Source organism: Halomonas sp. HG01 (assembly GCF_000968715.2).
In the GTDB taxonomy this organism is placed as follows: Bacteria; Pseudomonadota; Gammaproteobacteria; order Pseudomonadales; family Halomonadaceae; genus Halomonas; species Halomonas halophila.
The window spans coordinates 3,416,033-3,436,815 of record NZ_CP022134.1 but is presented as its reverse complement, the minus strand read 5'-3'; the positions used below and the strand labels follow the sequence as shown (position 1 = coordinate 3,436,815).

The 20,783-nt window shown below is 69.6% G+C and carries 22 protein-coding genes; 8 read left to right on the top strand and 14 right to left on the bottom strand.

Translation table 11 applies throughout. From position 1 onward, the window contains the following. Positions 1-16 precede the first annotated feature (16 nt). The 3 genes from pstB (at position 17) to cysZ (ending at position 2,406) form a co-directional block, all read left to right on the top strand. The gene (pstB, locus tag UN84_RS16310) at positions 17-829 is read left to right on the top strand and encodes a phosphate ABC transporter ATP-binding protein PstB (protein ID WP_046078855.1); all 813 of its coding nucleotides are present in this window, start codon (positions 17-19) and stop codon (positions 827-829) included. A 24-nt stretch (positions 830-853) separates the two neighbouring features. Next, a complete protein-coding gene (gene phoU, locus UN84_RS16305; protein WP_035594454.1) occupies positions 854-1,582 on the top strand; it encodes a phosphate signaling complex protein PhoU in 729 nt (242 codons plus the stop codon). A gap of 83 nt (positions 1,583-1,665) precedes the next feature. Then, positions 1,666-2,406: a sulfate transporter CysZ gene (gene cysZ / locus UN84_RS16300; RefSeq protein ID WP_035594451.1), complete on the top strand. Its 741-nt coding sequence runs from the start codon at positions 1,666-1,668 to the stop codon at positions 2,404-2,406. An 84-nt stretch (positions 2,407-2,490) separates the two neighbouring features. On the opposite strand, the gene phoR is transcribed toward cysZ, so the two are convergent. The 4 genes from phoR to UN84_RS16280 form a co-directional block, all read right to left on the bottom strand. Next, positions 2,491-3,804 (bottom strand): phosphate regulon sensor histidine kinase PhoR, encoded by a 1,314-nt coding sequence (phoR, locus tag UN84_RS16295; RefSeq protein WP_046078854.1) that lies wholly within the window; start codon positions 3,802-3,804, stop codon positions 2,491-2,493. Between the two features lies 1 nt (position 3,805). Beyond that, positions 3,806-4,495 carry a phosphate regulon transcriptional regulator PhoB gene (phoB, locus tag UN84_RS16290; protein ID WP_035594446.1) on the bottom strand — a complete coding sequence of 230 codons (690 nt, stop codon included), beginning with the start codon at positions 4,493-4,495 and terminating at the stop codon, positions 3,806-3,808. Between the two features lie 124 nt (positions 4,496-4,619). Then, positions 4,620-5,513, bottom strand: coding sequence for a 4-hydroxybenzoate octaprenyltransferase (gene ubiA, locus UN84_RS16285; RefSeq protein WP_046078853.1), 894 nt, complete (start codon positions 5,511-5,513; stop codon positions 4,620-4,622). Between the two features lie 53 nt (positions 5,514-5,566). Then, complete coding sequence (locus UN84_RS16280) at positions 5,567-6,043, bottom strand: chorismate--pyruvate lyase family protein (protein WP_082090859.1); 477 nt, start codon at positions 6,041-6,043, stop codon at positions 5,567-5,569. A gap of 137 nt (positions 6,044-6,180) precedes the next feature. On the opposite strand from UN84_RS16280, the gene UN84_RS16275 reads away from it, so the two are divergent. The 3 genes from UN84_RS16275 (at position 6,181) to UN84_RS16265 (ending at position 8,212) form a co-directional block, all read left to right on the top strand. After that, positions 6,181-7,341, top strand: coding sequence for an FAD-dependent oxidoreductase (locus UN84_RS16275; protein WP_082090858.1), 1,161 nt, complete (start codon positions 6,181-6,183; stop codon positions 7,339-7,341). A 166-nt stretch (positions 7,342-7,507) separates the two neighbouring features. Then, complete coding sequence (locus tag UN84_RS16270; protein ID WP_016855929.1) at positions 7,508-7,783, top strand: HU family DNA-binding protein; 276 nt, start codon at positions 7,508-7,510, stop codon at positions 7,781-7,783. 72 nt (positions 7,784-7,855) lie between these two features. Continuing rightward, complete coding sequence (locus UN84_RS16265) at positions 7,856-8,212, top strand: hypothetical protein (RefSeq protein WP_046080328.1); 357 nt, start codon at positions 7,856-7,858, stop codon at positions 8,210-8,212. Between the two features lie 156 nt (positions 8,213-8,368). Here UN84_RS16265 and recG read toward each other — a convergent pair whose 3' ends face one another. After that, entirely contained in the window at positions 8,369-10,450 is a 2,082-nt protein-coding gene (gene recG, locus UN84_RS16260; RefSeq protein WP_046078850.1) for an ATP-dependent DNA helicase RecG, read from the bottom strand. Continuing rightward, positions 10,447-11,367: a hydrogen peroxide-inducible genes activator gene (locus UN84_RS16255; protein WP_035594432.1), complete on the bottom strand. Its 921-nt coding sequence runs from the start codon at positions 11,365-11,367 to the stop codon at positions 10,447-10,449. The genes recG and UN84_RS16255 overlap by 4 nt, the downstream gene beginning before the upstream one ends. Positions 11,368-11,466: 99 nt before the next feature. On the opposite strand from UN84_RS16255, the gene UN84_RS16250 reads away from it, so the two are divergent. Then, positions 11,467-12,342, top strand: a complete 876-nt coding sequence (locus UN84_RS16250) for an SDR family oxidoreductase (RefSeq protein WP_046078849.1) — start codon at positions 11,467-11,469, stop codon at positions 12,340-12,342. On the opposite strand, the gene thpR is transcribed toward UN84_RS16250, so the two are convergent. The 7 genes from thpR to UN84_RS16215 form a co-directional block, all read right to left on the bottom strand. Beyond that, positions 12,339-12,896 carry an RNA 2',3'-cyclic phosphodiesterase gene (thpR, locus tag UN84_RS16245; protein ID WP_046078848.1) on the bottom strand — a complete coding sequence of 186 codons (558 nt, stop codon included), beginning with the start codon at positions 12,894-12,896 and terminating at the stop codon, positions 12,339-12,341. The two genes, UN84_RS16250 and thpR, sit on opposite strands and share 4 nt — an antisense overlap. Before the next feature lie 169 nt (positions 12,897-13,065). Then, complete coding sequence (locus UN84_RS16240) at positions 13,066-13,455, bottom strand: RidA family protein (RefSeq protein ID WP_016855923.1); 390 nt, start codon at positions 13,453-13,455, stop codon at positions 13,066-13,068. Positions 13,456-13,547: 92 nt separating this feature from the next. Continuing rightward, positions 13,548-15,680: a RelA/SpoT family protein gene (locus UN84_RS16235; RefSeq protein ID WP_035594423.1), complete on the bottom strand. Its 2,133-nt coding sequence runs from the start codon at positions 15,678-15,680 to the stop codon at positions 13,548-13,550. A gap of 54 nt (positions 15,681-15,734) precedes the next feature. After that, the gene (rpoZ, locus tag UN84_RS16230; protein WP_046078847.1) at positions 15,735-15,998 is read right to left on the bottom strand and encodes a DNA-directed RNA polymerase subunit omega; all 264 of its coding nucleotides are present in this window, start codon (positions 15,996-15,998) and stop codon (positions 15,735-15,737) included. A 126-nt stretch (positions 15,999-16,124) separates the two neighbouring features. Beyond that, entirely contained in the window at positions 16,125-16,739 is a 615-nt protein-coding gene (gene gmk / locus UN84_RS16225; RefSeq protein ID WP_035594417.1) for a guanylate kinase, read from the bottom strand. A 73-nt stretch (positions 16,740-16,812) separates the two neighbouring features. Next, positions 16,813-18,009: an MFS transporter gene (locus UN84_RS16220; RefSeq protein ID WP_046078846.1), complete on the bottom strand. Its 1,197-nt coding sequence runs from the start codon at positions 18,007-18,009 to the stop codon at positions 16,813-16,815. Positions 18,010-18,127: 118 nt separating this feature from the next. Beyond that, positions 18,128-18,991, bottom strand: coding sequence for a YicC/YloC family endoribonuclease (locus tag UN84_RS16215; RefSeq protein ID WP_046078845.1), 864 nt, complete (start codon positions 18,989-18,991; stop codon positions 18,128-18,130). Between the two features lie 111 nt (positions 18,992-19,102). On the opposite strand from UN84_RS16215, the gene rph reads away from it, so the two are divergent. Beyond that, a complete protein-coding gene (gene rph / locus UN84_RS16210; RefSeq protein WP_035594347.1) occupies positions 19,103-19,840 on the top strand; it encodes a ribonuclease PH in 738 nt (245 codons plus the stop codon). A gap of 99 nt (positions 19,841-19,939) precedes the next feature. On the opposite strand, the gene UN84_RS16205 is transcribed toward rph, so the two are convergent. Further along, a complete protein-coding gene (locus tag UN84_RS16205; protein WP_035594346.1) occupies positions 19,940-20,707 on the bottom strand; it encodes an exodeoxyribonuclease III in 768 nt (255 codons plus the stop codon). Positions 20,708-20,783 lie beyond the last annotated feature (76 nt).

Sequence of the window (20,783 nt, the reverse complement as noted above, 5' to 3'; positions counted from 1 at the left end):
TGCCAAGGGGTATGTAATGCCGGTCAAGCAGGACCCGGCTCCGCGGCACGGAGCCTTCATCGATTTCGCGCCCGAGGCCTCCTGCCTGGAGATCTCGGGCTTCGGGCTGCGCTACGGCGACAAGCCGGCGCTGCGCGACCTCAGCCTGCGGGTGCCGCGTCATCGGGTCACCGCCTTCATCGGGCCCTCGGGCTGCGGCAAGTCGACCCTGCTGCGCGCCCTCAACCGCCTGCACGACCTCAACGAGGACGTGCGGCGGGAGGGCGAGATTCGGCTCGAGGGCCAGGAGATCCATGCCCCCGAGGTGGCGGTGGCCGAGCTGCGCCGGCGGGTCGGCATGGTGTTCCAGGCGCCGAACCCCTTCCCGATGTCGATCTACGACAACGTGGCGTTCGGGCTGCGGCTGCAGGGCGGGCTGCGCAAGCGGCGTATCGACGACATCGTCGAGTGGTCACTGCGCTCGGCGGCGCTGTGGGAAGAGGTCAAGGATCGCCTCCAGGCCTCGGCCTGGGCGCTGTCCGGCGGCCAGCAGCAGCGCCTGGTGATCGCCCGGACCCTGGCGGTGGAGCCCGAGGTGCTGCTGCTCGACGAGCCGGCCTCGGCCCTGGACCCGATCTCGACGCTCAAGGTCGAGGAGCTGATCCGCAACCTGAAGTCGAGCCTGACCCTGGTGCTGGTCACCCACAACATGCAGCAGGCGGCACGGGTCTCGGATTACACCGCCTTCCTGCAGGGCGGCGAACTGGTGGAGTACGCCCCCACCGATACCCTGTTCACCAATCCGCGCCTCGCGCGCACCGAGAACTACATTACCGGACGCATGGCCTGACGCCAGCGCCCTCAGGAGAGTCTCATGGACATCACCAGCGATATCCACAGCCAGCACATCTCGCGGCAGTTCAATCATGAGCTCGAGGAGCTCAAGACCCACCTGATGGCCATGGGCGGTCTGGTCGAGAAGCAGGTACAGGACGCCGTCCGTGCCCTGCTCGACAGCGATTCCGCCCTGGCCGAGCGAGTGGTCGACAACGATCGCGCCGTCAACGACATGCAGATCAAGATCGACGACGAGTGCACCCAGATCCTGGCCCGCCGTCAGCCGGCGGCCTCCGACCTGCGCCTGGTGCTGGCGGTGATCCGCGCCGCCTCCGACCTGGAGCGCATCGGCGACGAGGCCAGCAAGATCGCCCGCAACGCCCTGGAGCTGGTCGAGAGCCAGAACGGCAGCCGCGGCTTCGTCGAGGTACGCGTGATCAGCGAGCACGTGCGCAAGATGATGCGCGACGCCCTGACCGCCTTTGCCCGCTTCGACACCGAGATGGCGCTCAAGGTGGTCCAGGAGGACGAGCAGGTCGACAACGAGTACAAGAGCGCCATGCGCTCGCTGATGACCTTCATGATGGAAGACGCCCGGGCGATATCCCCGGTACTCGGCATCATGTGGATCCTGCGTGCCCTGGAGCGGATCGGCGATCACTCCAACAACCTGGCCGAATACGTGGTCTATCTGGTCAAGGGGCTCGACATCCGCCACACGGCCCCGGATGATCTCGACGACGAGGTGCGCGGCGACGAGGGCTGAACCCCGCTCGACCGCTACCGTCAAAGAAGCGGCCGTCGCCCCTGGCGACGGCCGCCGTCGTTGCGATGGAGGAAACGATACCGATGCTGGATGCCTTCTCGGCGCTGTCCCGGGGAACCCGCCTGGTCTACACCCCCGGCCTGCGCCGCTACGTGTTCCTGCCGATACTGGCCAACCTGGTGGTCTACGCCGCCATGCTGAGCTACGTGCTGACCCACTTCGGCGGCTGGCTCGACGGCTGGATGGCCATGGTGCCGGGCTGGCTCGACTGGCTGTCGTGGCTGATCTGGCCGCTGTTCGTGCTCAGCCTGGGGCTGATCGTGTTCTTCAGCTTCACCCTGGTGACCCAGCTGATCGCCGCGCCCTTCTACGGCCTGCTGGCCGAGAAGGTCGAGCGCGAGGTGACCGGCCGGCCGCCGTTGGACGACCGTGGCCTGGCACGCACCGCCATCGATGCCCTGGGCCGTGAACTGGTCAAGCTGGGCTACATCCTGCCGCGCATGGCGCTGCTGTTCGTGATCGGCTGGATCCCGGTGATCAACCTGGTCGCCCCGCTGCTGTGGCTGCTGTTCTCGGCCTGGATGATGGCGGTCACCTACCTCGACTATCCCATGGACAACAACAAGGTGACCTTCGCCGACATGCGCCGCCGGCTGGCCGCGCGCCGCTGGCCGACGCTCACCTACGGCGGCTGGGTGATGCTGATCACCTGGCTGCCGCTGGCCAACCTGTTCCTGCTGCCCGGTGCCGTGGCCGGCGCGGTGCTGATGTGGGAAGACCACTACCGGGCGCTGACGCCCGATGCCGCCCCGGCGAGGCGTTGATGCCCGCGCCCCGGGCAGGCGTCGTGATCACGTGACATCCCTCCGCCCGGCCTGCGTCGGGCGGAGTGGCGTCCGGGGACGGGATCAAGCGCGCCGCGAAGCTGGCGCGGCGTCGGTGAGGCGGGCGGTGGGGAAGATGCAGCGGAAGGTGGCGCCCTCGCCGAGCCGGGAGTCGATCTCCAGCTGGGCGTCGTGGCGCAGCAGCACGTGCTTGACGATGGCCAGCCCCAGGCCGGTGCCGCCGGTGGCGGTGCTGCGGCCCTTGTCGACCCGGTAGAAGCGCTCGGTCAGGCGCGGGATGTGCAGCGGATCGATGCCCTCGCCGTCGTCCTCCACCTCCAGGCAGGCGCCGTCGCCCCAGGGGCGCCAGCGCAGCACGATGCGGCTGCCCTCGCCGGCATAGCGCACGGCATTGAAGGCCAGGTTGGAAACGGTGCTGTGCAGCTCCTTCTCCGAGCCGAGCAGGCCGCGGGGCTCCTCGACCGCCACCTCCAGCTGGTGGTGGCCCTCGGACAGCGCCTCGGCGTCGCGCCGCACGGCCTCGAGCAGGCTGGTGGGGTCGATGCGGATGTCGTCGTGGCCGCCCTGGTCGTTCTCCAGCCGCGACAGCAGCAGCAGGTCGTTGACCAGGTTCTGCATGCGCTTGGTCTGGCTCTGCATCTGGCCGATGCCTCGGCCCAGGCGCTCGGGCAGCATCTCGGCCATGTCGCCGTAGGTCTCGAGGTAGCCCGCCAGCACGGTGAGCGGGGTGCGCAGCTCGTGGGACACGTTGGCCACGAAGTCGCGGCGCATCTGCTCCAGGCGGTGCAGGCGGGTGATGTCGCGGGCCATCACCAGGCGCTCGTCGTCGCCGTAGAGGGTGATCTGGAACTGCAGGATGAGGTTCTCGTCGATCGGCGAGCACAGCGTCAGCGGCTCGCGATAGTCCCGGGCGTGGAAGTAGTCGACGAAGCTTGGGTCGCGCATCAGGTTGGTGATGTGCTGGCCGCGGTCCAGGGCCGGCTTGAGGCCCAGCATGCGTTCGGCGGCGCTGTTCCACCACTCCATGTCGCCGTGGCGGTCGAGCATCACCACGCTGTCGCGCATCGCCTCCGAGGACTCCTGGATACGGCTCAGGGTGTCGCGCAGCCGGCGCTGGGTGAGGCGCTGGCCCTTCTGGTAGCGGTAGAGGCGATCGAACAGCTCGCCCCACAGGCCGGAGGCCGAGGGCGGCTCGTCATGGGGATGATGGGTCAGCCATTCCTGCAGGGCGTGCAGCTGGCGCAGCTGGTAGAAGAGATAGAGGGCGAGCCCCACGGCGATGCCGGTGCCGCTGAAGCCGAAGGGCCAGCCGACCAGGGCGCCGGCGCCCACCAGGGCACCCAGCCGCCACCATTCGCGTCGCCACAGCCGGCCCACGTCAGCCCTTGGCGGAGAAGCGGTAGCCGGTCCCGCGCACGGTCTGGATCAGCTGCTGGTGCGGCTCGCCCAGCGCCTTGCGCAGGCGGCGGATGTGCACGTCCACGGTGCGCTCCTCGACGTAGACGTTGCCGCCCCAGACCTGATCGAGCAGCTGGCCGCGGGTATAGGCGCGCTCCTGGTGGGTCATGAAGAACTGCAGCAGGCGGTACTCGGTGGGGCCGATCTCCAGCGACTGGCCGTCGATGCTGACCCGGTGGCTGACCGGGTCGAGCATCAGGCCCTCGACCTGCACCGGCTCCTCGACGCCGCGCGGCGTGGCGCGGCGCAGCACCGCCTTGAGGCGCGCCACCAGCTCGCGGGGCGAGAAGGGCTTGGTGATGTAGTCGTCGGCCCCGGATTCGAGGCCCTGGATCTTGTTGTCCTCTTCGCCCTTGGCGGTGAGCATGATGATCGGCAGTTCCGAGGTGCCTTCCTCGCGCTTCAGGCGGCGGGCGAGCTCGACGCCGCTGGTGCCGGGCATCATCCAGTCCAGCAGCACCAGGTCGGGCTGGTGATCGACGACCATGGCGTGGGCGCTCTGGGCATTGTCCGCCTCGAGGACGCGATAGTCGGCCATCTCCAGCGCCACGGCGATCATCTCGCGGATGGGCGCTTCATCATCGACGATCAGTACGGTCTTGGCGGTCATCCCGGGGCCTCATGGTCGAGATCAGTGACATATTGGTGACGATGACAGCATGTCCTTGTGACAATACCGTGACAGTCACCGCCTGTCGCCCCCGCTTAGCCCCGTCGTTCGACCCCGTCCGGCATCACCCGCCGGCGGCCGGCCACAGCGACAGCGCGATGCCGGCGAACGCCAGCAGCCCCGACCAATGGTTGTTGAGGAAGGCCTGGAAGCAGCGATCGCGATCGCGATGGCGGATCAGCCGCTGCTGGTGGACGAAGGTGGCGGCCATCGCGGCCAGGCCGACCCAGAAGAAGCCGCCCAGGCCGAGGCGTTCGCCGGCCCAGGCCAGCAGGGCCAGCGTGGCCAGCTGCAAAAGGCCGATGATCAGCCGGTCGGCACGGCCGAACAGCACCGCGGTGGACTTGATGCCGATGCGCAGGTCGTCGTCGCGGTCGACCATGGCGTACTCGGTGTCGTAGGCCACGGTCCACAGCACGTTGGCGGCGAACAGCAGCCAGGCCTCCAGCGGCACCTGGCCGAGCACCGCGCCGAAGGCCATGGGAATGGCCCACGAGAAGGCCGCCCCCAGCACCACCTGGGGCAGGTGGGTGTAGCGCTTCATGAAGGGGTAGACGAAGGCCAGGATCACGCCGCCCACCGACAGCATCACGGTGAAGGCGTTGGTGAAACACACCAGCACGAAGGCCGCCAGCACCAGGCCGGCGAACAGCGCCTTGGCCTCGCCTTCGCCGATGCGTCCGGTGGCCAGCGGACGCGACTTCGTCCGCTTCACGTGGCCGTCGAAGTGGCGGTCGGCGTAGTCGTTGACCACGCAGCCCGCGGCCCGCATCAGGTAGACCCCGGCGACGAAGATCAGCAGCAGCCGGCGCTCGGGAACGCCCTCGGCCGCCGTCCACAGCGCCCACAGCGTCGGCCACATCAGCAGCCAGGTGCCGATGGGGCGGTCGAGGCGGGTCAGTTGCAGGAAGTCGGGCAGCCGGTCCAGCCCCTTGGGGCGCATCAGGGAACGTTCCATGTGGGTCTCTCGGTTGAATCGGACGACACGGTTTTCGGGCGATGCCTGGGAGCCTATCGCGCCGGCAGGGCCAGGTCATCCGCCATGTCGTCGAGGAAGAACTCCTGGACCAGCACCGCGAAGCGGCCGTGGCGCAGCACCGAGCGTCGGCCCCAGGGGCCGGGAGCGTCGTGGAAGGGGGCCGGGTCGGCGCTGACCTCGATGGGGCCGCGCTCGAGGCCGGGCTGGCGGAACAGCCAGTGACCCAGCGAGCGCTCGCCGAGGCCCGCCAGCCGCTGGCCAAGGAGGCCGTGAAGCGGGGCCACCGAGCGCGCCATCACCCAGGGCCGGTCGTCGAGGCACAGCGCGACCTCGCGCCGCCAGGCCAGGCGGCCCGGCGCCATGCCCAGTGCCAGGGCCTCGTCGCGCCGCGGCCGGCCCAGGCGCTGGTCGAGCAGCCTGACCCGGAAGCGGCGCGGCGCGCCGGCCTCGATCAGCCGACGGGTCAGCGAGTCCCGTGAGGCGACCCAACGCCACCAGGCCGGGCTCATGGCGGGGCGGGCCGCCGCCAGGGGGCGCCATCGGGGAGCGAGGGCCGGACCGTGATTCACTGCGCTACTCCGCGTCCAATGCAAAGGGCGGCTAGTGTACCATGTCGGGCCGTCGCGCCCCTGCAGCGAGGAGCCCCATGAGCGCACCCCTGACCATCATCGGCTCCGGCATGGCCGGGCTGGGCCTGGCGCGCCAGGTCCGGACCCGGCAGTCCGAGCGCCCCATCACCCTGATCACCGCCGACGGCGGCGAGGACTACTCCAAGCCGCTGCTCTCCACCGGCTTCGCCAAGCGCCTGCCGCCGGATCGCCTGGCCTCGCGCAGCGCGCTTGAGGCGGCCGACCAGCTCGGTGTGACGATGCGCACGCACACCCGGGTCGAGGCCATCGACCCGGCCGCGCGCACCCTGACCCTCGGCGCCGAGCGGCTGCCCTGGGGCGAGCTGGTGCTGGCCACCGGCGCGGCCCCGGCGCCGCCCTTCGCCATTCCCGAGGCGCTGGCCGGCCGGGTCCATACCGTCAACGATCTCGACGACTACCGTGCCTTCCACGCCGCCCTGGCGGCGCTCGATCGCCCGGCGCGGGTCGCCGTGGTCGGCATCGGCCTGGTGGGCTGCGAGTTCGCCAACGACCTGGCCGCCGGCGGTCATGCGGTCGAGCTGATCGCCCCGGAGTCGGCGCCGCTGCCGCGGCTGCTGCCCGAGCCGCTGGGGCGGGCGCTGGGCGAGGCCTTCGTCGAGGCCGGCATCGCCCTGCACACCGGGCGCATGGTCGACCTGCTTTCGCCCGAGGGCGAGCGGGTGGCGCTGGGCCTGGACGACGGCACCGCCCTCGAGGCCGACCTGGTGCTGGTGGCCACCGGCCTGCGGCCCCGCACCGCGCTGGCCGAGGCGGCCGGGCTTGCTGTGGGGCCGGCCGGGATTCTCGTCGACCGCCATCTGGCGACCTCGGCGCCCGGCATCCATGCGCTGGGCGACGTGGCCTGCGTCGACGGCGTCAATGCCATGTACGTCCAGCCGCTGCAGGCCGGCGCCAAGGCGCTGGCGGCGACGCTTTCCGGCACGCCCACCGAGGTGCGCTACGGGCCCTGGCCGGTGCTGGTGAAGACGCCGCTGCTGCCGGTGGTGGCGCTTCCTCCCGCCGTCTCTCCCGCCCGCTGGCGCATCGAGGGCGAGGGGCATGATCTGAGCGCCCTGGCCGAGGATGAAGACGGACGTTTGATCGGATTTGCGTTGACAGGCGCCCGCGTGCGTCGGAAAGTCGAACTGGCGCGCGCTGCGCCGCCGTTGCTAGGCTAGTGACGTCAACGACGGCGCCCCCGGGATTCCGGGTCTGGCAGCGGCGTTGCCACACGGCGTCATCCGCATGCCGCCCCGTCGGCGGCATGCGAGTGGTGCATGAATCACCGCGAACAACAATGCGGCCGATGGGATCATCGGCAGGATGTCAAACCAGGAGGGCTGTATGCGCAAACCCGAACTCGCCGCGGCGATCGCCGAACGTGCCGATCTTTCCAAGGACAAGGCCAGCCAGGTGCTGAACGTCATTCTCGACGAGATCACCGGCAGCGTGTCCGACGGCAAGGACGTGTCGCTGATCGGTTTCGGCACCTTCACCGTGCGCGAGCGTGCCGCCCGCACCGGCAAGAACCCCCAGACCGGCGAGTCCCTGACCATTCCGGCCAGCAAGACCGTGGCCTTCAAGCCGGGCAAGGGCCTCAAGGACGCCGTCGCCAAGTAAGGCGCGAGGCGCGGCCCGATGCTCGGGCCGCGCGATCCTTCCTCATTTCGCTTTCCGACCAACGGTATCCCGATGAAGCTCCGCCTGATGCTGTGGGTGCTCGGCGTGCTGCTCAAGCGTGCGCTGCGTCGCAAGCCCGCCTTCCGCGAGCGCCTGGGTGAACTGAAACGCCTCGACTGGGGCATCGGCACCGAGGATCTCGCCATCGCCCGCCACTATCGGATGTCGCCTCGCGGCATCGAGACCGGGAACGGCCTGCCGGTGGATCTCGACCTGGAGCTGCGTTTCGAGGACGCGGACAGCGCGATCCGGGTGCTCCGCAAGCCCACCCAGAAGGCCTTCCTCGACGGCATGATGGCCGGCCGCGTGCGGCTGGTCGGCGATGCCAGGGACCTCGACCGCCTGCAGGGACTGCTGAAGCACCTGTAGCGCCGAGCTACAAGCGCCGAGCTACAAGCGCCGAGCTACAAGCGCCGAGCTACAAGCGCCGAGCTACAAGCGCCGAGCTACAAGAAAACCCCGAAGGCTTCCACCTTCGGGGTTTTCTTTTGCGGCGAACGATTTCACGCTGCTGGCTTGCAGCTGTCAGACCTGCCCGTAGCGGCCGGCTTCCTCGCCCAGCCAGCGGCGGATCAGCGGCCGGCTGGCCTCGGGGTGCTCGGCCAGCAGCGCCTCGGCCAGCGGCGAGATGCGCGGCAGCAGGTCGGCGTCGCGCTCCAGATCGGCGATCTTCATCTGCGCCAGGCCGGTCTGGCGAGTGCCCAGCACCTCGCCGGGGCCGCGGATCTCCAGGTCCTGCTCGGCGATGCGGAAGCCGTCGGTGGTCTCGCGCATCACCGTCAGTCGCTTGCGCGAGTGGTCCGACAGCGGCGGATGATAGAGCAGCACGCAGAAGCTCGCGGTGGCGCCGCGGCCGACCCGGCCGCGCAGCTGGTGCAGCTGGGAGAGGCCCAGTCGCTCCGGGTTCTCGATGATCATCAGGCTGGCGTTGGGCACGTCGACGCCGACCTCGATCACCGTGGTGGCCACCAGCAGGTCCAGCTCGCCGGCCTTGAAGGCCGCCATCACCTCGGCCTTCTCGGCGGCCTTCATGCGGCCGTGGACCAGGCCGATCGAGAGCTCAGGCAGCGCCGCCACCAGCTCGTCGCGGCTGGCCTCGGCGGCCTGGCACTGCAGCGCCTCGGACTCCTCGATCAGGGTGCAGACCCAGTAGGCCTGGCGGCCCTCGGCGCAGGCGTGGCGGATGCGCTCGACCACCTCGGGGCGGCGCTCGTCGGGCACCACCACCGTCTTCACCGGGGTGCGCCCGGGCGGCAGCTCGTCGATCACCGAGACGTCCAGGTCGGCGTAGGCGCTCATCGCCAGGGTGCGCGGGATCGGCGTGGCGGTCATCACCATCTGGTGGGGCGTCAGGCCGCCGGCCTCGCCCTTCTCGCGCAGCGCCAGGCGCTGGTGGACGCCGAAGCGGTGCTGCTCGTCGATGATCGCCAGGCCCAGGCGATGGAAGTGAACGTCGCCCTGGAACAGCGCGTGGGTGCCGACCACCATCTGCGCCCGGCCGTCGAGGATCGCCGCCTTGGCGTCGAGCCGGGCCTTGCCCTTGAGCTTGCCCGCCAGCCAGGCCACCTCGATGCCGAGCGGCTCGAACCAGGCCTTGAAGGCCCGGTAGTGCTGCTCGGCGAGGATCTCGGTGGGCGCCATCATGGCCGCCTGGCAGCCGCCGGCGATGGCGGACAGCGCCGCCATGGCGGCGACCACGGTCTTGCCCGAGCCCACGTCGCCCTGCACCAGGCGCAGCATGGGCCGCTCCTCGGCCAGGTCGGCGCGGATCTCGTCGAGTACCCGGCGCTGGGCGCCGGTCAGCGAGAAGGGCAGCTGGGTCAGGAAGCGGGCCTGCAGGCCACGGCCGTCGGACAGCGCCGGCGCGCCGTCCTCCTGGATGCGCAGGCGTACCTCGCGCAGGCTCAGCCGGTGGGCCAGCAGTTCCTCCAGGGCCAGCCGGCGCGCGGCCGGGTGGCGGCCCTCGGCCAGCGCGTCCGGGTCGGCATCCGGCGGCGGATGGTGCAGCTCGCGCAGGCTGTCGTGCAGCTCCGGCAGGGCGTACTGGTGGCGCAGCGCCTCGGGCAGCCATTCCGGCAGCGCCTCGGGCGTGGCGTCGAGGCGTGCCAGGGCCTGGTCGATCAGCGCCCGCAGGCGCGTCTGGTGCAGCCCCTCGGTGGTCGGGTAGAGAGGCGTGAGGTGATCCTCCACCGCCGGTGCGCCCTCGCCGATCAGGCGATATTCCGGGTGGTAGATCTCGAGCCCGGTGGCACCGGCCCGGGCCTCGCCGAAGGCGCGCACCCGGGCGCCGGGGCAGAACTGCTGCTGCTGGGCCGGCGAGAAGTGGAAGAAGCGCAGGCTGAGGATGCCGGAGCCGTCCCTGAGCCGCACCAGCAGGCTGCGGCGCCGGCCGCGCACCACGTCGGCGGCCATCACCTCGCCCTCGACCACGGCCTCGTCGCCGGAGCGGAGGCCGGCGACGGGGGTGATGCGGGTGCGATCCTGGTAGCGCAGCGGCAGGTGGAACAGCAGGTCGGCGACGGCATCGATGCGCAGGCGGCCCAGCTTCTGGGCCAGCGCCTCGCCGACGCCCTTGAGGTCCGTGACGGGGGCGTCGAGGCCGCTCATGCCGGCTCGTTCGTGGCCGCGCGACAGTGGGCGATGGCCTCGGTGACCGCGTCGATGGCCTGGGGCCGCGGGAAGCTGGCCCGCCAGGCGATGGCCACGGTGCGGCCCGGGCCGGGGGCCGTGAAGGGGCGGCTGGTGAGCAGGCCGCTCTCGTAGTGGCCGGTGCCGATCGCCGAGCGCGGCAGCACGGTGATGCCGAGCCGCGAGGCGACCATGTGCCGGATCGTCTCCAGCGAGCCGCCCTCGGCGGTCAGGGTGTTGTTGGGGCTGTTGAGCTTGTGGCTGATCGCCGGGCAGGCCTCGAGGATCTGGTCGCGGAAGCAATGGCCCTCGCCGAGCAGCAGCAGGCGCTCCTGGAGCAGATCCTCCTTGTCGATGCTCTCGCGCTCGGCCCAGGCGTGGTCGGCCGGCAGCAGCACGTCGAAGGCTTCCTCGTAGAGCGGCTTGGTCACCACGTCGGTCTCGGTGAACGGCAGCGCGACGATGATGGCGTCCAGCTCGCCGCTGCGCAGCTTGCGCCGCAGCTCGCCGGTGAAGCCTTCCTCGATGTAGAGCGGCATCTGCGGCGCGCGGCGGGTGAGCTCCGGAATCAGGTGCGGGAACAGGTAGGGGCCGACGGTATAGATGGCACCGATGCGCAGCGGACTGGCCAGCTGGTCGCGCCCGGCGCTGGCCAGTTCCTTGATCACGCTGCTCTGTTCCAGCACGCGCTGGGCCTGCTCGACGATCTTCTCGCCCAGCGGCGTGACCTGTACGGTGGACTTGGAACGCTCGAACAGTGCCACGCCAAGCTCTTCCTCCAGCTTCTTGACTGCCACCGAGAGGGTCGGCTGGGACACGAAGCAGTGCTCGGCGGCGCGGCCGAAGTGGCGTTCCTGGGCCAGGGTTACGATGTAACGGAGTTCTGTTAGAGTCATTTTGGTGCCGGGGCTTCCTCGATTGTCAGTGTGTCGCGGGCCCCATCCATAGGGCACCCCAAGGGTCATAGGGACTTTTTATCAGGGGGCGAGGGAAAGGTGAAGACAACGACGCTGATTCTGGGCTGCGGCGACATCGGTACGACGCTGGGCCAGGCGCTCAAGGCCGACGGCCACAAGGTCATCGGGGTGCGCCGCGATGCCACCAGGCTGGCCGATACCGGCCTCAAGGGCATCTCGGCGGATCTCGGCGACGCGACGGCGCTGGCCGAGCTGCCGGATGCGGATATTCTGGTCTATGTGGTCAGCGCCGACCGCTTCGAGGAAGAGGCCTATCGGGCGGCCTACCCGGATGGCCTCAAGGCGGTGCTCGCCGAGTTCGGTGGCCGCAAGCGCCCGCCGAAGCACGTCTTTTTCGTCTCTTCCACCAGCGTCTACGCCCAGCAGGGCGGCGAGACGGTGGATGAGGCCAGCCCCACCGAGCCCACCGGCTTCTCCGGCGCGCTGATGCGCGAGGCCGAACAGGCGCTGATCGAGCATGCGTTGCCCGGGTCGGTAGTGCGCTTCTCCGGCATCTACGGCCCGGGGCGCGACCGCCTGATCCGCCAGGTCGGCGAGGGCCGTATCGCCGCCGCGACACCGGCCATGTACTCCAACCGCATCCATCGCGACGACTGCGCCGGCGTGCTGGCCCACCTGATCGGGCGGGCGCTGGCCGGCGAGATGCTGCACGACCTCTATCTGGCCAGCGACTGCGAGCCGGCACCGCTCCACGAGGTGATGGCCTGGCTGGCCAGGCAGCTCAAGGTCGAGGCCACCGAGACCATCCAGTCGCCGCTGCGCCGCCGGGCCAGCAAGCGCTGCGACAACGCTCGCCTGCTCGAGAGCGGCTATCGTTTCCGCTTCCCCACCTTCCGCGAGGGCTATCTGCAGGTGCTGCGCGAGGGCGGCTACCTGCCCGAGGCCACCACCTAGCGTTCCTCGTCCTTCCGACCGTCTGCCGACACGTCCGGGAGCGGCCCGGGCGTGCGCGCCAGGCAGGCATAGCGGCTGCCCCGGGGCGTGACGGTCGAGCGGATCAACTCGACACGGGAATACGTCCAGTCCAGCGCCACGGCCGGCAGGTCGGGGGCGGGTGGTCGCTCGGCCCGGCGCAGCAGGGTGACATGCGGCACGAAGCGCTCGGGGCGCCCTTCGATGCCGAGCCGCTCGAGCCCGTTCCAGAGCTGATGCTGGAGGGCGCCGAGCGCCGGATCGGGGGCGTCGCCGCCGACCCAGACGATGCCCGGGCGGCGGAACTGGCCCCAGCGGTCGAGCCGCCAGCGGCCGGGCAGCAGGGTGAAGCGCGCCAGCCAATCGGCGATGGCCGTGGCCCGGGCCTCCGGCTGCTCGCCGAGGAAGGCGAGCGTGAGGTGAAAGCCGTCGTCCGGCATGCGCCGGCCGCCGCAGCGGGAGCGGGCGGCATCGGCCAGAACGCCGAACCGCCGGCGCAGGGCCGGCGGCGGTACCAGGGCCAGAAACAGGCGCATGGCAGGAAGGCTCTCTTCAGAGAGGTAACGGAAAGCGCGGATTCATGTCGCGAGCGATGAGAGGCTGGTCGCCGCCGGAGCGCAGCTACCGGAGTGTAGCCTGCTACATGAGGATAGCGAGCACCGCCGGCGGCCAGGATCTCGAGCGCAGCAATGAATCAGCCTTTCCTTAGTCGCCGATGACCAGCACGGCCTCTGCCTCGACCTGGCTGCCCTTGGGCAGGGCCTTGACGCCGACGGCGGCGCGGGCCGGGTAGGGCGCGTCGAAGAACTCTTCCATGATGCCGTTGACGATGGCGAAGTTGTCCAGGTCCACCAGGTAGAGGTTCAGCTTGACCACGTCCTTGAGGCCGCCGGCGGCCTCCTCGGCGACGGCCTTCAGGTTGGCGAAGACCTGACGGGCCTGGGCCTCGAAGTCGTCGGAGACGATCTCCATGGTGGCCGGGTCCAGCGGGATCTGGCCGGACATGTAGACGGTGTTGCCGGCCTTGATGGCCTGGGAGTAGGGGCCGATGGCGGCGGGTGCCTGGTCGGTGTTGATGACGGCCTTGTTGCTCATGGTGTGCTCCATGTGTTGTTGGCGATGATGGGGAAGTGTCCAATGACGGCGCCCCCGCCCGCCGCGACCGCGACGGGCGGGGGCGCCGGGGGTCAGTTGCCCAGCCGGGTGATCTTGCCGACGTGGGACAGGTTGCGCAGGCGCTTGATGATGCGCGCCAGGTGCACGCGGTTGCGTACCGAGACGGTGAGGTTGACGATCGACAGCCGGGCGTCGCGCTCCTCGATGCCGATGCGCTCGATGTTGGCATCGGCGTCGGTGACCAGGCCGGCCAGTTCCGCCACCAGCCCGCGGCGGCTCTCGATCTCCAGGCGCAGCGGCACCGGGAAGTCCTCGTCGGCCTGGTCGGACCACTCGAGGGCGAACAGCTTGTCCGGGTCGCTCTTGAGTTCGGCCAGGTTACGGCACTCGGTGCGGTGGACGACGATGCCCTTGCCCACCGAGAGATGACCGATGACGGGATCGCCGGGCAGCGGGTGGCAGCAGCGGGCGAACTTGATCACCATGCCTTCGGCGCCGCTGATGACGATCGGCCCCTGCCGGTGCGGGGTCTCCGCGGTCGGCAGCTGCTCGCCGTGATGCAGGTCGACCAGGCGCCGGGCGGCCACGTGGGCGACGCGCGCTCCCAGGCCGATCGACTCCAGCAGGGCATCCTGGCTCTTCAGCTCCAGCTCGGCCAGCAGCGTGGCCATCGGCCCGCCGGGCAGCTCCTCGAGGCTGGTCTCGAACTCCGCCAGCGCCTTGTTGAGCAGCCGGCGGCCGAGCTGGACGGCCTCGGTGTGCTGCTGGTGCTTGAGCGCGTGGCGAATCGCCGAGCGCGCCTTGGCGGTGACCACCACGTTGAGCCAGGCCAGGCTGGGCCTGGCGCCGGGCGCGGTGATGATCTCCAGCGTCTGGCCGCTCTCGAGCCGGGTGGAGAGCGGCGCCAGATGGCGGTCGATACGGCAGGCGATGCAGCTGTTGCCGATGTCGGTGTGCACGCTGTAGGCGAAGTCGATCACCGTGGCGCCCTGGGGCAGCTCCATGATGTCGCCCTTGGGCGTGAACACGTAGATGTCGTCCGGGAACAGGTCGTTCTTGACGTGCTCGATGAACTCCAGCGAGTCGCCGGCGTGGCGCTGCATCTCGAGCAGACCCTTGATCCAGGAACGGGCCCGGGCATGGCTGCCCTCGGCGATCGGATGGTCGGTCTGGCCGGCCTTGTACAGCCAGTGGGCGGCGATGCCGTTGTTGGCCATGGCCTCCATCTCGCGGGTGCGGATCTGCACCTCGATGGGCATGCCGCCGCTGCCGAACAGGGTGGTATGCAGGCTCTGGTAGCCGTTGGCCTTGGGGATGGCGATGTAGTCCTTGAAGCGCCCGGGCACCGGCTTGTAGAGGTTGTGGACCATGCCGAGGATGCGATAGCAGCTGTCGACGTCGTCGGTGATGATGCGAAAGCCGAACACGTCCATGATCTCGGCGAACGACTTCTTCTGGTCGCGCATCTTGCGGTAGATCGACAGCAGGTGCTTCTGGCGGCCCATGACCGAGCCGGTCATGCCCTCTTCGTCGAGGCTGTTCTGCAGGGTGTCCTGCACCTGGCGGATCGCCGAGCGGCGATGGCCGCGGGCGCTGGCCACGGCGCGCTTGATGCGCTCGGCGCGCATCGGATGGATCGCCTGGAAGGAGAGGTCCTCGAGCTCGACGCGGATGGTGTTGATGCCCAGCCGGTTGGCGACCCGGGCATAGATCTCCAGCGTCTCGCGGGCGATGCGGCGCTTCTTCTCCGGGCGCAGCGCGCCCAGGGTGCGCATGTTGTGCAGTCGGTCGGCCAGCTTGACGATGATCACCCGGATGTCCCGGGACATCGCCATCACCATCTTCTGGAAGTTCTCGGCCTGGGCGACCGCCTTGTCCTCGAAGGTGATCTGGGTGAGCTTCGAGACGCCGTCGACCAGCTCCGCCACGGCCTCGCCGAACTGCTCGCCCAGGGCCTGCTTGGAGACGCCGGTGTCCTCGATGACGTCATGCAGCATGGCGGCCATCAGGCTCTGATGGTCCATGTGCATGTTGGCCAGGATGTTGGCCACCGCCAGGGGGTGGGTCACATAGGGCTCGCCGGAGCGACGGCGCTGGCCGTCGTGAGCCTGCTCGGCGTAGTAGAAGGCACGCTTGACCTGCTGGATCTCGTCCTGAGGAAGGTAGCCGCCGAGGCGGTCGGCCAGGTCATCGATGGTGAACATGCGGCGTGCCCTGAAGGTTGCGTGATGGCCGTGCGGATGGCGGCGACGCCGGCATCACTCCTCGGCGGGGATGCCCGACTCGCCTTCGGGGCGCGGACGCACGGGGGTGGCCTCGACCGGTTCGTCCAGCACGCTGGAATCGACCAGGCCATCGGCGATCTCGCGCAGCGCCATCACCGTGGGCTTGTCGTTTTCCCAGGGCAGCAGGGCATCGCGGGAGCCGCGGGCCAGCTGGCGAGCGCGCTGGGTGGAGATCATCACCAGCTTGAAGCGATTTTCGACGTTTTCCAGACAGTCTTCGACGGTAACACGCGCCATGGATGCCTTCCTGAATGCTGACGGGCGAAGCCCCGGCCGGCGCCGCTGCGCCCCGGGGATTCACCGATGAATAGAGGGGTTAGATTACTCGACGCCCGGCGCGCCTGACAAGCGCCGCGGCCGGGCTCAGGCGAGCAACGAGGCCAGCAGCGGGGCGTGGCGCTCGCGGGTACGTTCGGTGGTCAGGCGCCGGGCGATGACCAGCGACTGCAGCTCCTGCTCGGCGGTGGTGAAGTCGTCGTTGATCACCACGTAGTCGTACTCGTCGTAGTGCGACATCTCGCTGACCGCCTCGCGCATGCGGGAGGCGATCACGGCGTGCTCGTCGGTGCCGCGGCCGGACAGGCGGCGTTCCAGCTCCTCCCGGGACGGCGGCAGGATGAAGATCGAGACCGCGTCGGGCAGCTGCTCGCGGACCTGGCGGGCGCCCTGCCAGTCGATCTCCAGGATCACGTCCTGGCCGGCGGCCAGCAGTTCCTCCACGGCGCGCCGCGAGGTGCCGTAGTAGTTGTCGAATACCCGGGCATGCTCGAAGAAGTCGCCTTCGTCGATCATGCGCTCGAACTCGGCCCGCTCGACGAAGTGATAGTTCACGCCGTCCACCTCGCCCTCGCGGCGGGGCCGGGTGGTGTGGGACACCGAGACCTGGATGCCGTCGAGGCGTTCGATCAGTTCGCGCACCAGGCTGGTCTTGCCGGCGCCGGAGGGGGCGGAAACGATGAAGAGCGTACCTTGGGGCATGGCGGGTCCTGCGATATCGACGGCTGCGGAGGAGGGCGCGAAGTATCGCATACTTGTCGCCCTCGCCCCAGCCTCAGGCCACGGCGGCATTCGCCTCGCGGCGCTCCAGGTAGCGCCCGGTGAAGAACATCGCCAGCCCGCCGAGCGCCAGCACGGCGCCGACCAGGCCGCTGGCCGACCAGGGGGCTCCGCCCTTGATCACCACCGCCGCCAGCCAGGCGCCCAGAGCGTTGGCGCAGTTGAAGGCGGCGTGGTTCATCGAGGCGGCCATGGTCTGGGCGTCGCCGGCGACGTCCATCAGCCGGGTCTGCAGCGCCGGGCCCAGGGCCATGCTGGTGCCCACCAGGCCGACGAACAGCAGCCCGGCGATCAGGTGGTTGGCGGCGAAGAAGAAACCGGCCTGCACCACCAGGCACCAGATCAGGATGCGGGGGATCGCCTTGAGCAGGTTCTTGTCGGCCAGCCGCGCGCCGACCAGGTTGCCGACGATGGTGCCGATGCCGAAGATCGTCAGCACCCAGGGGCCGATGGCTTCGCGCATGCCGGCCTGGGCCGAGAGGGTCGGCACCACGTAGCTGAACACCGCGAACATGCCGCCGAAGCCGATGCTGGCCACGCCCAGGGTGAACAGCACCCGCTGCTTGACCAGCGCCGAAAGCTCGCGCTTGGGGCTGGCATGGGGATCGGCCGCCTGGGTCGGCACCCACAGGCGGATCAGCACCGCGGTGGTCAGGGCGATGGCGCCGACGCCGAGGAAGGCGCTCTGCCAGCCCAGCCACTGGCCGGCCCAGGTGGCCAATGGCGCGCCGACCAGGATGGCGATGGTCAGACCCAGCATCACCCGGCTCACCGCCCGGGCGCGCTGCTCGATGGGCACCGCATTGGCCGCCACCAGGGCGGCGACGCCGAAGTAGGCGCCGTGGGGCAGGCCGGCCAGGAAGCGCAGCCCGACGAACGGCCAGAACGAGGTGGCCAGGGCGCTGGCGACGTTGCCGACGGCAAACACCAGCATCAGCACGATCAGCAGGGTGCGGCGCGGCACCCGGGCGGCCAGGGCCGAGATCAGCGGTGCGCCGACCACCACGCCCAGGGCGTAGCTGGAGATGGCGTAGCCGACGTCGGCGGAGGCGACCTGGAGGGCGCCGGCGACCCGCTCCAGCAGGCCCATGATCACGAACTCGCTGGTGCCGATGCCGAAGCCGCCGAGGGCCAGCGCCAGCTCGGCCAGGCGGGGATGGCGCGCGGTGGCGCCGGCAGAGGGTGTCGACATGGGAAACCTCGGGGAAATAAAAAAGACCCTGACGGTGTCAGGGTCGCGTAAAATTACTACAAAAGTATAACGCAGCTGTCGTTAGGAAGCGAAGGGGTGCCTGTTAGCGGCCGCGGCATCATTCGATGTTCTGGATCTGCTCGCGCATCTGCTCGATCAGCACCTTGAGCTCCACGGCACAGCGGGTGGTCTCGGCGACCACCGATTTCGACGACAGGGTGTTGGCCTCGCGGTTGAGCTCCTGCATCAGGAAGTCCAGGCGGCGGCCGATCGGGCCCTTCTGGGCGAGCTGACGTTCGACCTCGCCGACGTGGGTCTCCAGCCGGTCGAGCTCCTCGGCCACGTCGGCCTTCTGGGCCAGCAGCACCAGTTCGGCCTCCAGGCGCTGGGGCTCGAGCTCGGTGCGCATCTCGGCCAGCCGCTCGAGCAGCTGGGTGCGCTGACGCTCGAGGATCGTCGGCAGCAGGCCGCGGACCTCGGCGATCTGCGCGCGGATGCCGATCAGCCGCTCGCGGATCAGCTCGGCGAGCTGTTCGCCTTCCCGGGCGCGGCCGGCGATCAGGTCGTTCAGGGCCGCCTCGAACAGGGCGTTGGCCTCGGCCTTGATCGCCTCGAGGTCGAGCCCGGGCGTCTCGAGCACGCCGGGGTGGTCGAGCAGCGCCAGGGCGTCGGGCATCGATGCCTCGGGCACGGCCTCGCGTACTTCGCTCAGCGCCGCGCCCAGGGCACGAAGCTTGGCGTGATCGACGCTGGCCTCGGCGCGGCGCTCGGCGGGCTCGAAGCGCAGCGTGCACTCGACCTTGCCGCGGGCCAGGCGGTTTCGCAGCGCGTCGCGGAAGCCGGGCTCCAGGTCGCGCAGGGCCTCGGGCAGGCGGAAGTGCGGGTCCAGATAGCGCTGGTTGACCGACCGCAGCTCCAGTTGCAGCCGTCCCCAGTCGGCATCGCGATCCTGCCGCGAGAAGGCGGTCATGCTGTACACCATGGCGGGGCTCCTTGTGGGTCGGTCGAGGTCGGGGCGAGTCAGTGTAACCGATTCCTCCGGCAAGCCGTGTAGAATGGCGGGCCATCCATTTTCGACTGCGAGAGAGCTGCCATGGCCGAGGACTTCCGGCGTCCCAGCGGACGCGCCCCCGACGAGCCCCGCGAGATCCGCCTGACCCGCGACTACACCCGTCACGCCGAGGGCTCGGTGCTGGTCGAGTTCGGTGATACCAAGGTGCTGTGCAACGCCAGCGTCGAGGCCGGCGTGCCGCGCTGGCTGCGCGGCAAGAAGCAGGGCTGGGTGACCGCCGAGTACGGCATGCTGCCTCGCGCCACCCACACCCGCGGCGGTCGCGAGGCGACCCGCGGCAAGCAGGGCGGCCGCACGCTGGAGATCCAGCGGCTGATCGGCCGCTCGCTGCGCGCGGCGGTGAACCTGAAAAAGCTGGGCGAGTACACCATCACCGTGGACTGCGACGTCATCCAGGCCGACGGTGGTACCCGCACGGCCTCGATCACCGGCGGCTGCGTGGCGCTGATCGACGCCGTGCGCTACCTGCAGCGCGAGAAGCTGATCAAGGGCGATCCCTTCCATCAGCTGATCAGCTCGGTCTCGGTGGGCATCTACAACGGCGTGCCGGTGGTCGACCTGGACTATCCCGAGGACTCCCGCGCCGGCACCGACATGAACGTGGTGATGGCCGAGGGCGGCGGGCTGATCGAGGTGCAGGGCACCGCCGAGTCCGGCACCTACAGTCGCGCCGAGCTCAACGCCATGCTCGACCTGGCCGAGCAGGCCGGCGCCTCGCTGTTCGCGCATCAGCGCGAGGCGCTGGGCATCCGCGGCTGACGGTTTTCGTCAGACGCGTCGCCCACAAACGCAGCACGCCGGCCCTCGGGCCGGCGTGCTGCGTCATGCCTGGGCATGACGGCGACGAAGGGAGGCGCGTTACAGCGGCAGGTCGTACTCGACGATCAGCGGCGCGTACTCGGAGAAGGTCGCGTCGTAGTCGATCCAGGCGTCCACCACGTGGCGGCGGAAGTTGGGGCCGACCAGCTGGTAGTCGACGCGCCAGCCTTCCTGGCGTTCGCGGGGCTGGTCCTGGTCCAGCGCCGGCCACCAGGTGTACTCGCCGGCGTCGCGGTTGATCTCGCGGAAGGTGTCGATGAAGCCGGTCGGGCCGAGCACCTGATCCATCCAGGCGCGCTCCTCGGGCTTGAAGCCGGGGGTCGTCTGGTTGTCGGCCCAGTTCTCCAGGTCGATGGTCTTGTGGGCGATGTGCCAGGTGCCGGCGATGATGTATTCGCGGCGCTTGCGCGCCATCTTCGACAGGTATTCCTGGTACTGGGCCATGAAGGCCTGCTTGGCGGCCGGATCGCTGCCGTCGGGCATCAGGAAGCTGGCGATGCTGAAACGGTCGTAGTCGGCCTGCAGGAAGCGCGCCTCATGGTCGCACTGGGGGAAGCCGAGGCCATACATGATCGCCTTGGGGATCTTGCGGCAGTACAGGCCGACGCCCGAGAAGCCGTCCTGTTCGGCGTCGAGGAAGTAGCCCTCGTAGCCCTCCGGATAGAGGATGCTGTCGTCGAGCTCGAAGCTCTTGGCCTTGAGATTCTGCACGCAGACGACATCGGCATCCTGGTTGGCCAGCCAGTCGAGAAAGCCCCGACCCACCGCCTCTCGGATGCCGTTCACATTGATGGTGGCGATTTTCATACATGGTCCCTTTTGCGTCGCGCGTGTATGATACCCGACGTTTCGACGTTTGGGTAAATGGCGTCCGCCAATAGAC